Here is a 13,967-nt window from a genome sequence, read left to right as displayed (position 1 = left end):
GTTTTTTTGAAAGCGGGTAGACAGTGGGGGGCGAGTCCATACATAGCAGCTGGCGCAGCCTGCGTTGGGGCGCGAAGCGGCCCCGATTTTCAGGGAGACATCAAATCGTCCAAAAAGCGACCGCTTCGGTCGAGCGCGACCCCGGAGCCAACGCAGGCTTCGCCAGCTGCTACAGGGGTATGTGTTACTGCTAATTTTGTTGCATCCACAGAGCCTTGTTTTTAAAAGGCTCTTGGCTCCTCTCAATGCTGGTCAAATTAGTGGCTAATAGCTATAACTCAACTCAGGGCCATTGAGCTTTCCCGGCGCTTGGCGTTTTGAGTCTGCCTCTATGTCGTTGCACGTCATGCGCCCAAAGATCCTGGGTTTCATCAGTGAAGATGCTTCGGCCTGGCTGGTTGCGCTGCTGGTATTGCTCGTCGGCGGCATTCTCACGGGGCTGCTGGCCTGGTCGACACTGAATCTGTTTCACCATCAATTGCGGCAACGCTTCCAACTGCTCGCCAGTGAACGTTACAGCCGTATCGAAGAACGTTTTGAAGATCAGGAACAGCGCCTGGACGGGTTGCGCCGGTTCTTTGCCAATTCCGGCACGGTGTCCCGCGAGGAATTCGACGGTTACGCCAGGCCACTGTTGCATCGCACCCAAGCCTACTCATGGGCGCCGCGGATCTCCCGTGCCGCGCGGCCTGCGTTTGAACGCGAGGTGCAGGAAGAAGGGTTGAGCGAGTTTCGTGTCCGCGAACTGGATGCCACCGGGCAGTTGCAAACGGCTGCTGAGCGGGACGAGTACGCTCCGGTGCTGTACACCCAGACCCAAAGCCGTCTTCCCACCCCTCTGGGATTCGATTTGCTTGCGCAACCGTTGCGCCGCGCCACGCTGGAGCGGGCCGACAGCCATGGTGGCATGGCGGTGTCGCAACCACTGTATCTGCTGGGGATTGAGCCGACCTATGCCCGGGGAATCCTGTTGGTGGCACCGGTCAGCCGGCAGCCGGCGGCGGGGGGTATGCCGGATGGTTACGTCATGGCCGTTATCAGCATGCGCCAACTGCTTGCAGACGGATTGCCGGAGGATAATCACGATTTCCTCTCGGTGCGCATTCTTGATCTGTCCACCGGGGATCAGCATGAAGTGCTGTATGAGTCGAGCAATACGCCCGCCGTCAGCGAACTGTCATCGACGCAACTGATCCGTCTGGCCGACCATGATTATCAGGTTGAAATGCGGCCCAGTACCTCGTTTCTGCAGGCCAACCATTCTTCGGTGAGCAGCCTGGTGGTGTTGGGCAGCTTACTCAGTCTGCTGCTCAGCGCCTTGCTTTACGTGTTGGTCAGCCAACGTCAGCGGGCGCTGAAACTGGTCGAGCAACGGACCCAGGAACTGCGTGCCCGCGAGCAGGAGTTGCGCGGCACCCACGGGCAACTGCGTGGTGTGCTGAACGCCGCGACGCAGGTGGCGATCATCGCCACCGACCTGCGCGGCGTCATCACCACGTTTAATGCCGGTGCCGAACACATGCTCGGCTATTCCAGTGCCGAAGTGGTGGGGCACATGACCCTGGAGAATCTGCACCTGCCCCGGGAATTGGTGGCGCGTTCGGCGGAGTTGAGCGCGCGGTATGGCAAGCCGATTCCCACCTGTCAGGCGATGCTGGTCGAGGGCGGTGAGGAGGGCGGTCATGAAGCGCGGGAATGGACGCTGGTGCGCAGCGATGGCAGCCACCTTGCGGTGAACATGTTGGCGACACCGGTGCTCGACGAACTAGGCCTGTGGGTCGGACACCTGGCGATCTGCATCGACATCACCGAACGCAAGCGCGTCCACGAAGCACTGGCGGCGCGTGACCTGCTGTTGAAAAAGCTCAGTGCCCATGTGCCGGGCGGGATCTACCAGTTCAAGATGGAATTCGACGGGCGCTTCAGTGTGATCTACGCCAGTGACGGGATTCGCGAGATCTACGAACTCGAACCGGATGTGCTGCTGCTCAATGCCGAAGCGATCTTCACCCGGATTCATCCGCAGGACACCACGCGGGTGCGCGCCTCGATCCGCGCTTCGGCGGACAACCTGAGCCCGTGGCGCGAGGAGTATCGCGTGCAATTGCCCCTGCGTGGGCTGCGCTGGGTCCGTGGCGAAGCGACCCCTGAGGAACTGCCCGGCGGCGGTGTGCTGTGGCATGGCTACATTTCAGACATCTCCGACCTCAAGCGCGTGGAAGAAGAACTGCGGGCGCTGTCGGTGACGGATTCACTGACGGGTATTCACAACCGCCGCTACTTTCAAGAGCGCCTGACCACCGAAATGGCCAGGGTCGAGCGTGGCGGCGGCGAGTTGTCGGTGATCATGCTCGATGTCGATCACTTCAAACGGATCAATGACCAGCACGGTCACGCGATCGGTGACCGGGTGCTGCAGGCCGTGTGCGAGCGTATCGGCGCTCGCCTGCGTCGAACGGATGTGTTTTGTCGTTTGGGAGGCGAGGAATTCATGGTGCTCTGCCCGGATATCGGCGGCGAGCATGCGCATGTGCTGGCGTTACAGCTATGGCAGGCGTTGCGCAGTTCGCCGATTGACGGCGTCGGGATCGTTACGGCGAGTTTCGGTGTGGCCAGCTGGCGAGTCGGGGAGGGCGCGGACGCGCTGTTGCTGCGGGCGGATTCGGGGGTGTATGCCGCGAAACAGGCGGGAAGGGATCGGGTAGAGGCAGAAATAACCTGAAGGTGCACCCAAACCCTGTAGGAGTGAGCCTGCTCGCGATTGCGTCGTGTCATTCACCATTAAGTGTCGACTGACACGACGCCTTCGCGAGCAAGCTTTGCTCCCACAGTTGATCTTCTGTGTCTGGACGAGTCGGTTACAGCACCGACGCCGTCTCTGGCAGTTTCGGCTGGCGATACAGGTCCAGCAGCACCTGATCCAGCACCGACGATGCGCCGAAGGGAGCCTTGTCGTTGAGGATCGCGACCACCGCCCAGGTATTGCCGTTGATGTCGCGGCTGAAGCCGGAGATCGCTCGAACGGTGTTCAAGGTGCCGGTCTTGACGTGCGCTTCACCGCGCATCGCGGTGGTCTTCAAGCGCTTGCGCATGGTGCCGTCGGTGCCGGCAATTGGCATCGAGCTGATGAACTCGGCAGCGTACGGGCTGCGCCAGGCGGCCTGCAGCATCGCCGCCATTTCCCGGGCGCTGACACGCTCGGCGCGGGACAGGCCGGAGCCGTTTTCCATGATCAGGTGCGGCGCGGTGATGCCTTTCTTCGCCAGCCACTGACGAACCACGCGCTGGGCAGCCTTGGCGTCGTCGCCATCGGCGTCGGTGCGGAACCGCTGGCCCAGGCTCAGGAACAGCTGCTGTGCCATGGTGTTGTTACTGTATTTGTTGACGTCGCGGATGATTTCCGCCAGGTCCGGCGAAAAAGCCCGGGCCAGCAATTTGGCATTTTTCGGCGTAGGCGCCAGAACGTCCTTGCCCTGAATGCTGCCGCCCAGCTCTTTCCAGATGGCCCGGACCGCACCGGCGGTGTAGGTCGCGTGGTCCAGCAGCGACAGGTACGTCTGGGAGCTGCAGCCATCGCCCAACTGGCCGCCAACCGTCACGGTCACGCTGCCATCGGGTTGGGTCACCGGGTTGTAGCGCACGCCGCCGGTGCACTGCTTGGAGTTGATGGCCTTGACCTGATTTTCGATACGGATCGAGGCAATCGGTGGCTCGACCGACACCAGTACCCGGCCGTTGTCATTGCGGGCCACAAAGCGCAGGGCCTTGAGATTGACCATCAGCGAATCGGGTTTGACCAGGAACGGCTTGTTCTCGTCATTGCCGTCATCGTTGAACTCGGGCAGTTGCGGTTGCGTGAAGAAATTGCGATCCAGCACCAGGTCGCCGGTGATCTGCGTGACGCCATTGGCGCGCAGGTCTCGCATCAGCAACCAGAGTTTTTCCATGTTCAGCTTCGGATCGCCGCCACCTTTAAGGAAGAGGTTGCCGTTGAGAATGCCGCCGCTGAGGGTGCCGTCGGTGTAGAACTCGGTTTTCCACTGGTGGTTCGGGCCGAGCATTTCCAGCGCCGCGTAAGTGGTGACCAGCTTCATGGTCGACGCCGGGTTGACCGAGACGTCCGCATTGAAAATGGTCGGTGTGCCCGGGCCGTTGAGCGGAATCAGCACCAGGGACAGGGCGTTGTCCTGCAGTTTGCTGGCCTTGAGGGCCTTTTCAACGTTGGGAGTCAAACCGGTATTAATGGGCGCAGCGGCAAGCGGGAGGGCCAATGGGAGAAGTAAACCGGCCAGCAACAATGGACGCAAAGATTTGATCATATGAAATAGAACCCTACAGCCGAGGGGAAAAAGACGAGGGCATGAAGATAAATTCCCTCAGTAGTCATGAAAGTGTCGGCATTATGCCCCAAGGTGTAGGGGCTTGTGCCGTGACCTGGCCCGCTAATAAGCTATTTTTTTACCGACGGTAGGTCGCCGCGCCCAGAGAGTCGGGCAATTGGCGGCTTAAACTGCTAAAGTGCCGCCCGTTATTACTTATGAGGATTGTTCCAATGGCGACTAACCGTTCCCAGCGTCTGCGCAAAAAACTGTGCGTTGATGAATTTCAAGAGCTGGGTTTCGAACTGAACCTGGATTTCAAAGAAGATTTGGCTGATGAAGCCATTGATGCTTTCCTCGATGCGTTCCTGCAAGAAGCCATGGAAGCCAACGGTCTGGGTTATGTTGGCGGCGACGACTTCGGTCTGGTTTGCCTGCAGAAACGTGGCTCGGTATCCGAAGAGCAGCGCGCTGCTGTTGAAGCCTGGCTCAAAGGCCGCAGCGAACTGACCGAAGCAACCGTCAGCCCGCTGATCGACGTCTGGTACCCGGAAAAGCCAATCAATCCGGTAGCTTGATGTTAGAAAAAACGGCGACCCAAGGGTCGCCGTTTTTTTATGCCTGCTTTTTGTAGGAGCGAGCTTGCTCGCGATGGACGTTAACGATTACGCGTTTTTTCTGAATACACGCGGCGCCCTCGAGTCCATCGCGAGCAAGCTCGCTCCTACAAGGGATCAGGCTTTACGCCAATTCAAGATCACTAACGTCACCACCCCCGCCACAATCCCCCAAAACGCCGAACCGATGGAAAACAGCGTCAGCCCCGACGCCGTCACCATGAAGGTGATCAGCGCCGCTTCACGCTCCTTCACTTCGCTCATGGCAATGCTCAGCCCATTGATGATCGAGCCGAACAACGCCAGCGCCGCAATCGACAGCATCAGTTCTTTGGGCAGCGCGGCAAACAGCGCCGCCAGTGTCGCACCGAACACACCGGCGATCCCGTAGAAAATCCCGCACCAGACCGCCGCCGTGTAGCGCTTGTTGCGATCTTCGTGGGCATGCGGCCCGGTGCAGATCGCTGCGCTGATGGCCGCCAGGTTGATCCCGTGTGAACCGAACGGTGCCAGCAGCAGCGAGGCGATCCCGGTGGTGGTGATCAGCGGTGACGCGGGCACGTTGTACCCATCGGCGCGCAAAACCGCGATCCCTGGCATGTTTTGCGAGGTCATGGCCACGACAAACAGCGGAATGCCGATGCTGATGGTGGCCGCCAGGGAGAAGTGCGGCGTGGTCCACACAGGCGTCGCCACTTCCAGGTGGAAGCCACTGAAGTCCAGCAACCCCATGAACCCTGACAAGGCCGTACCGATCAGCAATGCAGCCAGCACGGCATAACGCGGCGACAGGCGCTTGATCACCAGATAAGTGAAGAACATCCCCAAGACCAGCGCCGTGCGATGCTGCGCCGCGACAAAGATTTCACTGCCGATCTTGAACAGAATCCCCGCCAATAACGCCGCCGCCAAGGAGGCCGGAATCTTTTTGACCAGACGCTCGAAGCTGCCGGTCAAACCACAGATCGTGACCAGGACGGCGCAGGTGACGTAGGCGCCGATCGCTTCGCCGTAGCTGACACCGCCGAGGCTGGTGATCAGCAACGCTGCGCCGGGCGTCGACCAGGCGATGGTGATGGGCGTCCGATAACGCAGGGACAAGCCGATCGAGCACACCGCCATGCCAATCGAGATCGCCCAGATCCACGACGAAATCTGCCCGCTGGTCAGGCCGGCGGATTGGCCGGCCTGGAACATCAACACCAGGGAGCTGGTGTAGCCGGTCATCATGGCGATGAAACCGGCAACGATCGCCGAAGGTGACGTATCGGCCAGAGGGCGGAGCTGCGTGTGCGTGGCGTCGTTCATGACGGGGTGTTCCTTGCTCTAGTGAAGATGCCCGAGCCTTTGTAGCAGCTGGCGAAGCCTGCGTCCGGCTGCGGTGTGGCGAGGGGATTTATCCCCGTTGGGTCGCGCAGCGGCCCCAAATCTTTACGACTGCTGCGCAGCCGGACGCAGGCTTCGCCAGCGGCTACATGACCCAGGTTAACGCGCGGGTTATGGATTCAAGCCTAAACTCAAACGTAACCCTGCGTTGCAATACAGCGGAGGCAACAAACAGCCGTACAGTCGTGTTGCCACCATCCATTGTGTACAATCGCGGTGTTTTTTACGCGATACTTGCCAGCGACCCACTGTGCCGTATTACAGTCACGGTCAATTCGCCGCAGTTCTCCCGACTCGAGTGCCCATGAACGAACAGTTGCAGCCCCTCAAGAAACAACCGCGAGCAGGCAAAGCCGGCCGCAGCGGTACCCAGGACGATATTGTCTACGCGCATATCTTCGAGGCCATCCTCGAGCAGCGTCTGGCGCCCGGCACCAAGTTGAGCGAAGAAGCGCTGGGGGAAATTTTCGGGGTCAGTCGCACCATCATTCGCCGTGCGCTATCGCGCCTGGCCCATGAAGGGGTTGTGCTGCTGCGTCCCAATCGCGGCGCAGTCGTTGCCAGCCCGAGTGTCGAAGAGGCACGGCAGGTGTTCCTGGCCCGGCGTCTGGTGGAGCGAGCGATCACCGAACTGGCGGTGCAGCACGCGACAGCCGAGCAGATCGCCGAGCTGCGTCAGATGGTCAACGACGAGCGCGACAGCTTTTCCCGTGGCGATCGCGGTGCAGGTATCCGTCTGTCGGGCGAGTTCCACCTGAAACTGGCTGAAGCGGCAAAGAATGCACCGCTGATCAGCTTCCAGCGCAGCCTGGTGTCGCAGACCTCGCTGATCATTGCCCAGTACGAAAGCGGCAATCGCTCGCACTGTTCATACGACGAGCACACCCAGTTGATCGATGCCATCGAAGCGCGCAATGGTGAGCTGGCGGTAGATTTGATGATGCACCACATGGATCACATCGACAGCAAGCTCAACCTTGACGAAGAAAGTGCGTCGGATGATTTGCACGCGGTGTTCTCGCATTTGTTGCAGACCAAGAAGCCTGGGCGGCCAGCGGCCAAGCTTTAAAAGATCGCAGCCTCGTTTCACTCGACAGCTCCTACAGGAGTACGAGTTCCTCTGTAGGAGCTGCCGAAGGCTGCGATCTTTTGATCTTTCTGACAGGCAATAAAAATCCCCCGGGCTGAAAAGCGGCGGGGGATTTTTTATGCCTGAAGACTTAGCGCTGATGCACCAGTGCACCCGCCGCATAGGTCTGCAGCACCGTCCGGTCATCGCCCAGCGTCATCAGTACAAACAACGTCTCGGCAATGTTGTTGGCCTGCTTCAAGCGATAGCTGAGAAGCGGCGTAGCGTTGTAATCCAGCACCAGGAAATCCGCGTCGGTGCCCGGCAGCAACGTGCCGATCTTGTCTTCCAGACGCAGCGCACGGGCACCGCCCAGGGTCGCCAGGTACAGGGATTTGAACGGGCTCAGTCGTGCGCCTTGCAGCTGCATGACTTTGTACGCTTCGTTCAAGGTTTGTAGCAGGGAGAAACTGGTACCGCCGCCGACGTCCGTCCCCAAACCGACATTCAGTTTGTGCTTCTCGGCCATCGGCAGGTTGAACAGGCCGCTGCCGAGGAAGAAGTTCGAGGTCGGGCAGAAAGCGATGGCCGAACCGGTTTCTGCCAGTCGCGCGCACTCGTCGTCGCACAGGTGCACGCCGTGGGCGAAGACCGAGCGCTCGCCGAGCAATTGGTAGTGATCGTAGACGTCCAGATAGCCTTTACGCTCCGGGAACAGTTCCTTGACCCACTCGATCTCTTTCAGGTTTTCGCTGATGTGGGTCTGCATGTACAGATCTGGATACTCGCTGAGCAACTGCCCGGCGAGGGTCAATTGTTCCGGCGTACTGGTCGGGGCAAAGCGCGGCGTGACCGCGTAGTGCAAGCGGCCCTTGCCGTGCCAGCGTTCGATCAATGCCTTGCTTTCCACGTAGCTGGATTCAGCGGTGTCGGTCAGGTAGTCCGGCGCGTTGCGGTCCATCATCACTTTGCCGGCGATCATGCGCAGGTCCAACTGCTCGGCAGCTTCGAAGAACGAGTTCACCGATTGCGGGTGCACGCTGCCAAATACCAGTGCCGTGGTGGTGCCGTTGCGCAGCAATTCCTTGATGAAAATGTCCGCGACTTCGTCGGCGTGAGCCTTGTCGGCGAACTGGCTTTCGCACGGGAACGTGTAGGTGTTGAGCCAGTCCAGCAGTTGCTCGCCGTAGGCACCGACCATGCCGGTTTGCGGCAGGTGAATGTGGGTGTCGATGAAGCCCGGGGTAATCAGGGCGTCCTGATAGTGGGTGATGTCGATATCGGCCGGCAGGGTCGGCAGCAATTCGCTGGCGTGGCCTATGGCGCTGATCTGGCCGTTATCGACCACCAGCAAGCCGTCCTCGAAATACTCGTAGGAGGCTTCGATGCCCACTTCGGCGGGATCGGCGATGCTGTGCAGGATGGCGGCGCGGTAGGCTTTTCGAGTCAGAGGCATTGTCGTTCTCAATTCGTGGCTTTCAGGTTTGAAGCGTGGCTGCGACGTGAAGCGGGCAGCAGCTTGGCAATCGGTTCGGCGCTGGACGTTTGCTGGCCGAAATTGGCGTTGTAGGTGGCGATGATTTCGCCGGCGATGGAGATAGCGATTTCCACAGGCAATTTGCCTTTGACGTCGCCGATGCCCATCGGGCAGCGCATGCGTTGCAGCACGGCGCTGTCGAAACCGCGATCACGCAGGCGATGTTCGAACTTCACCCGTTTGGTCTTCGAACCAATCAGGCCGAAGTAGGTGAAGTCGTTGCGCTTGAGGATTGCGGCGGTGAGTTCGAGGTCGAGCTGGTGATTATGGGTCATGACGATGCAGTAACTGCCGGCGGGCAAATCGTCGATTTCATCCACCGGTTCTTCGGCGACGATCTTGCGCACGCCGTGGGGAATCAGCTCAGGGAACTCCGCATCCCGCGAGTCGATCCAGCGCACGCGACAGGGCAGGCTCGCCAGCAGCGGCACCAGTGCACGGCCCACATGGCCGGCGCCGAACACGGCGATCTGCGCCTGGACCTGGCCCATGGGTTCAAACAGCAACACGGTCACGCCGCCACAGCATTGGCCCAGGCTGGCGCCGAGGCTGAAGCGCTCCAGGTGCGTGTCCTGCTTGCCACTGGCGAGCATTTCGCGGCCGATCTGCATGGCCTTGTATTCCAGGTGCCCGCCACCGATGGTGTCGAACGTCTGGTGGGCGCTGATGACCATCTTCGAGCCGGCATTGCGTGGCGTCGAGCCGAGCTCTTCGATGATGGTCACCAACACGCAGGGTTCACCGCGGTTTTGCAGGTCGGCGAGGGCGTCGATCCAGTTGTACATGTTTCACCTCGACATCTGTGTAGTCAGTTCGGGCCTCATCGCCAGCAGGCTGGCTCCCACCTTTGGATCTCTGTTAGCCACAGAATGTGTGCTCACTAAAAATCCACTGTGGGAGCTAGCCTGCTAGCGATTGGAGGCGACTCGGTCTTAAAGCGAAGCCAACTCCGGCTCGCCCTCAACCACCTTCGCCACCTTCAACTGACGCATCTGCTCGCAGCCCCACAACACCCGCTCCGGGGTCGCCGGCGCGTCGATGTGCGGTTGATGTTTGTAGTCGCCCAGACTCGCCACTGCATCCTTGATCGCACACCACGCCGCGATGCCGAGCATGAACGGTGGCTCGCCCACTGCTTTGGAATGGAACACCGTGTCTTCCGGGTTCTTGCGGTTTTCCACCAGCTTCACCCGCAGGTCCAGCGGCATGTCCGCGACCGCAGGGATCTTGTAGCTGGCCGGGCCGTTGGTCATCAGTTTGCCCTTGTTGTTCCACACCAGCTCTTCCATGGTCAGCCAGCCCATGCCCTGGATGAAACCGCCCTCGACCTGACCGATGTCGATGGCCGGGTTCAGCGAGGCGCCGACGTCGTGAAGAATGTCGGTGCGCAGCATTTTGTACTCGCCGGTCAGGGTGTCGATGATCACTTCACAACAGGCTGCGCCGAACGCAAAGTAATAGAACGGCCGGCCACGGGCCTGACTGCGGTCATAGAAGATTTTCGGGGTCTTGTAGAAGCCGGTGCTCGACAACGAAACCTGGGCGAAATAGGCCTGTTGAATCAGCGCTTCGAAGGTCAGGATGTGATCGCGAACCCGCACGTGGCCGTTGTGGAATTCCACGTCCTCTTCGCTGACCTTGTATTGACGGGCAGCGAATTCGACCAGGCGTTTCTTGATAATTTCGGCGGCGTTCTGCGCGGCTTTACCGTTCAGGTCAGCACCGCTGGAAGCCGCAGTCGGCGAGGTGTTCGGGACCTTGTCGGTGTTGGTGGCGGTGATTTGCACGCGGTCGATTTCGACTTGAAAGACCTCGGCCACGACTTGCGCAACCTTGATGTTCAAGCCCTGACCCATTTCGGTGCCGCCATGGTTCAGGTGGATGCTGCCGTCGGTGTAGATGTGGATCAGCGCACCGGCCTGGTTGAGGAAACTGGCAGTGAAGGAAATACCGAATTTCACCGGGGTCAGCGCCAGGCCTTTTTTCAGGATCGGGCTGTTGGCGTTGTAGCGGCGAATCGCTTCGCGACGCTCGGCATACTGGCTGCTTTCCTCCAGCTCGGCGGTCATTTCCTCGAGCATGTTGTGCTCGACGGTCTGGTAGTAATGGGTGACGTTGCGCTCGGTCTTGCCGTAGTAGTTGGCCTTGCGCACCGCCAGCGGATCGACGCCCAGATGGCGGGCAATCGCGTCCATCACTTCTTCAATGGCGACCATGCCTTGCGGACCGCCGAAGCCACGATAAGCCGTGTTCGAGGCGGTGTTGGTTTTGCAGCGGTGACCGTTGATGGTCGCATCGCCCAGGTAGTACGAGTTGTCGGCGTGGAACATCGCACGGTCGACAATCGAGGCCGACAGGTCTGGCGAGCAGCCGCAGTTGCCGGCCAGTTCCAGAGCAATCCCGTGCAGGCGACCGGTGCTGTCGAAGCCGACGTCATACTCGACGTAGAACGGGTGGCGCTTGCCGGTCATCAGCATGTCTTCGACACGCGGCAGGCGCATCTTGGTCGGCTGGCCAGTGAGGTGAGCGATCACGGCACAGAGGCACGCCGGGCTCGCCGCCTGGGTTTCCTTGCCGCCAAAACCACCGCCCATGCGACGCATGTCGACGACGATCTTGTTCATCGACACGTCCAGCACCTCAGCGACCAGCTTCTGCACTTCGGTGGGGTTCTGGGTCGAGCAGTAGACGATCATCCCGCCGTCTTCAGTCGGCATCACCGAAGAGATCTGGGTTTCCAGGTAAAAATGCTCCTGGCCGCCAATGTGCAACGTGCCTTGAATGCGATGTTCAGCGCTCGCCAATGCACTGGCCGAATCACCCCGCTGATGGGTATGACTGTCGAGCACGAAGTGACGTTTGCGCAGGGCTTCGACGACATCCAGTACCGGTTCGAGGTCTTCGTATTCGATGATCGCAGCCATGGCGGCCTTGCGTGCGGTTTCCAGGTCTTTCGCGGCCACGGCGAGCACCGGTTGACCGACGAACTGCACGTCATCGATGGCCAGCAGCGGATCGCCGGGCAGCAACGGGCCGATGTCTTTCAGGCCCGGGACGTCTTCATGGGTGATTGCGATGCGCACGCCTTCGAAGGCGTAGCAGGGCGTGGTGTCGATGCTGATGATTTTCGCGTGGGCGCGGTCCGACAGCCGGGCGTATACGTGCAGCTGGTTTGGAAATTCCAGGCGGTCGTCGATGTACTGCGCTTCACCGGAAACGTGCTTGGCGGCGCTGTCATGCTTGACGCTGCGGCCGACGCCACTGGTCAGGTCCTTGGCGAACAGTTCAGCCAGTTCGGCTTGGGTCTTCTCTACAGCGTGATGATTAGACATAAGCGGTCACCCGAGTCTCGATGTGCGGTGTTTGCAGTTCGATGAAGTATTTGCGCAGCAGGTTTTGCGCGCTGAGCAGGCGGTATTCCTTGCTGGCGCGGAAGTCCGACAGCGGCGTGAAGTCTTCGCCCAGGGCGGCGCAGGCACGTTCGACGGTGGCGTGATTGAACGGTGAGCCGAGCAAAACCGCCTCACAGCTTTTCGCGCGTTTCGGCGTGGCAGCCATGCCACCGAAGGCGACGCGGGCATCAGCGATCACGCCGTTTTCGATGCGCAGATTGAACGCAGCGCAGACCGCTGAAATGTCATCGTCCAGGCGCTTGGAAACCTTGTAGGCGCGGAACAGTTGTTCGACGCTGGCGCGGGGCACAATGATCTTTTCGATGAACTCGCTTTCCTGGCGCGCCGTGACCCGGTAATCGATGAAGTAATCTTCCAGCGCCATCGTGCGACGGGTTTCGCCTTTGCACAGAACGATCTGCGCGCCCAGGGCGATCAACAGGGGCGGCGAGTCACCAATCGGCGAGGCGTTACCGATGTTGCCGCCGAGCGTGCCCTGGTTGCGAATCTGCAAAGAGGCGAAGCGCTGCAGCAAATCGCCAAAGTCCGGGTATTCGGATTTCAACGCTTCGTAGCAATCGGAGAGGGCGGTCGCGGCGCCGATTTCCAGACGGTCGTCGAAGCGTTCGATGCGCTTCATTTCGGCGACGTTGCCGACGTAGATCATCACCGGCAAGGTGCGGTGGAATTGCGTGACTTCGAGCGCCAGGTCGGTACCGCCCGCCAGCAGGCGAGCTTGTGGGTATGCATCATAGAGGTCGGCCAGGTCGGCCACGGTCAGCGGCACCAGGCAGCGCTTGTCACCGCTGTTGAGTTCGCCGATGTCGGTGGGTGCGATGGCTTTCAGGCGGGCAATGGTGTCGGCTTCGCGAGCGTCGAATTGGTCCGGCTGTTTAGCGCAGCAAGACTGCTCGGCGGCTTCCAGGATCGGGCGATACCCGGTGCAGCGGCACAGGTTGCCGGCCAGGGCTTCGTGGGCTTTGTGCGAGTCTGGTTGGTCGCTGTTCTTTTGCAGCGCGAACAGTGACATCACGAAGCCTGGGGTGCAGAAGCCACACTGCGAACCATGGCACTCGACCATGGCTTTCTGCACGCTGTGCAGTTCGCCTTTGTATTTGAGGTCTTCGACGCTGATCAGCTGTTTGCCGTGCAGCGACGATACGAACGTCAGACATGAGTTGAGGCTGCGATAGCGAATGTGCTCGCGGCCGTCGTCATCCGTTTGCAGCTCGCCAACCACCACGGTGCAGGCACCGCAGTCACCGCTGGCGCAGCCTTCTTTGGTGCCGGGTTTGCCCACATGGTCGCGCAGATAATTGAGCACGGTCAGGTTTGGGTCCAGGGCGTGCTCGCTACGGAGTTCCTGGTTAAGTAAAAACTGGATCACGGAAGGCCTCGCAGACTCATTATTGTTGTTAACCGCTTTGAACCGAATTTATCAGGTCTGACTTTTCGGTCAATGATTTTCTGACTTAAAGGTCAGGAAAACCCGTTTTGGCGATCAACAACGCGTTCCATCAGTATTGACCCTCTCGGGATAGCCTGCTTTTTTGCGGGAATCGTGCCAAAAACCGCTGAGTGGGCACTCCGCCACAACCCCTCATGTGCGCTACACTGCGCCGCCTGTGCAGATCGAAAGAGTTTGAA

The 13,967-nt window shown here is 60.0% G+C and carries 9 protein-coding genes; 3 read left to right on the top strand and 6 right to left on the bottom strand.

Features of this window, described 5'->3' with window-relative positions; all coding sequences use genetic code 11:
- Positions 1 to 331: 331 nt before the first annotated feature.
- Positions 332 to 2,722 carry a sensor domain-containing diguanylate cyclase gene (locus tag AC3ZVB_RS26840; RefSeq protein WP_490148225.1) on the top strand — a complete coding sequence of 797 codons (2,391 nt, stop codon included), beginning with the start codon at positions 332 to 334 and terminating at the stop codon, positions 2,720 to 2,722.
- 136 nt (positions 2,723 to 2,858) lie between these two features.
- On the opposite strand, the gene dacB is transcribed toward AC3ZVB_RS26840, so the two are convergent.
- Complete coding sequence (gene dacB, locus AC3ZVB_RS26835; RefSeq protein ID WP_490148224.1) at positions 2,859 to 4,319, bottom strand: D-alanyl-D-alanine carboxypeptidase/D-alanyl-D-alanine endopeptidase; 1,461 nt, start codon at positions 4,317 to 4,319, stop codon at positions 2,859 to 2,861.
- A 233-nt stretch (positions 4,320 to 4,552) separates the two neighbouring features.
- Here dacB and AC3ZVB_RS26830 point away from each other — a divergent pair, with 233 nt between their 5' ends.
- Positions 4,553 to 4,897 carry a YggL family protein gene (locus AC3ZVB_RS26830; protein WP_162438361.1) on the top strand — a complete coding sequence of 115 codons (345 nt, stop codon included), beginning with the start codon at positions 4,553 to 4,555 and terminating at the stop codon, positions 4,895 to 4,897.
- Between the two features lie 156 nt (positions 4,898 to 5,053).
- Here the strand turns inward: AC3ZVB_RS26830 and AC3ZVB_RS26825 are convergent, their stop codons facing one another.
- Positions 5,054 to 6,244, bottom strand: a complete 1,191-nt coding sequence (locus AC3ZVB_RS26825; RefSeq protein WP_490148223.1) for a benzoate/H(+) symporter BenE family transporter — start codon at positions 6,242 to 6,244, stop codon at positions 5,054 to 5,056.
- A gap of 382 nt (positions 6,245 to 6,626) precedes the next feature.
- On the opposite strand from AC3ZVB_RS26825, the gene AC3ZVB_RS26820 reads away from it, so the two are divergent.
- Positions 6,627 to 7,391 (top strand): GntR family transcriptional regulator, encoded by a 765-nt coding sequence (locus AC3ZVB_RS26820; protein ID WP_064378756.1) that lies wholly within the window; start codon positions 6,627 to 6,629, stop codon positions 7,389 to 7,391.
- 151 nt (positions 7,392 to 7,542) lie between these two features.
- On the opposite strand, the gene guaD is transcribed toward AC3ZVB_RS26820, so the two are convergent.
- The 4 genes from guaD to xdhA all read right to left on the bottom strand — a co-directional run bounded on the left by guaD (position 7,543) and on the right by xdhA (position 13,707).
- Positions 7,543 to 8,847 carry a guanine deaminase gene (gene guaD / locus AC3ZVB_RS26815; RefSeq protein ID WP_162440794.1) on the bottom strand — a complete coding sequence of 435 codons (1,305 nt, stop codon included), beginning with the start codon at positions 8,845 to 8,847 and terminating at the stop codon, positions 7,543 to 7,545.
- 8 nt (positions 8,848 to 8,855) lie between these two features.
- Positions 8,856 to 9,713: a xanthine dehydrogenase accessory protein XdhC gene (gene xdhC, locus AC3ZVB_RS26810; protein ID WP_490148222.1), complete on the bottom strand. Its 858-nt coding sequence runs from the start codon at positions 9,711 to 9,713 to the stop codon at positions 8,856 to 8,858.
- A 147-nt stretch (positions 9,714 to 9,860) separates the two neighbouring features.
- A complete protein-coding gene (gene xdhB, locus AC3ZVB_RS26805) occupies positions 9,861 to 12,260 on the bottom strand; it encodes a xanthine dehydrogenase molybdopterin binding subunit (RefSeq protein WP_490148221.1) in 2,400 nt (799 codons plus the stop codon).
- Positions 12,253 to 13,707, bottom strand: coding sequence for a xanthine dehydrogenase small subunit (gene xdhA, locus AC3ZVB_RS26800; protein ID WP_490148220.1), 1,455 nt, complete (start codon positions 13,705 to 13,707; stop codon positions 12,253 to 12,255). The genes xdhB and xdhA overlap by 8 nt, the downstream gene beginning before the upstream one ends.
- Positions 13,708 to 13,967: the final 260 nt, after the last annotated feature.

The sequence above is a fragment of the Pseudomonas sp. MDV22-iso1 genome, assembly GCF_058145095.1.
This window is presented reverse-complemented; position numbering and strand designations above follow the sequence as displayed.